Source organism: Mesorhizobium sp. LNHC252B00, from assembly GCF_000502955.1.
GTDB lineage: Bacteria > Pseudomonadota > Alphaproteobacteria > Rhizobiales > Rhizobiaceae > Mesorhizobium.
In genome coordinates, this window is record NZ_AYWO01000156.1 from 1 (window position 1) to 349 (window position 349).

A 349-nucleotide genomic window follows, 5' to 3' on the forward strand; every position below is an offset into this window, starting at 1 on the left:
CCTTCCTGCGCTGCCGCGAGGCGGTGCTGAAGTTCCTCTACGAACGCCACCGCTTCGTCGAAGCCGCGGAGTAACCCCATGACCGAAAAACTCGTCATCATCGGCAATGGCATGGCGCCCGGGCGCATGCTGGAGCATCTGCTGGAACAGGCGCCGGGCCGCTACGCCGTCACCATCTTCAACGCCGAGCCCAGGGTCAATTACGACCGCATCATGCTGTCGCCAGTGCTCTCCGGCGAGAAGGCCTATGAGGAGATCATCATCCACGGCGACGGCTGGTACATCGCCAATGACATCACCCTCTACAAGGGCCACAAGATCATTGCCATCGACCGGCAGGCGAAGACCG

General features: G+C 61.9%; 1 pseudogene. It reads left to right on the plus strand.

The features are described 5' to 3' along the window. Positions 1-78: 78 nt before the first annotated feature. Positions 79-349, plus strand: a pseudogene (locus tag X744_RS01000000170780) (nitrite reductase large subunit); the annotation flags it as partial.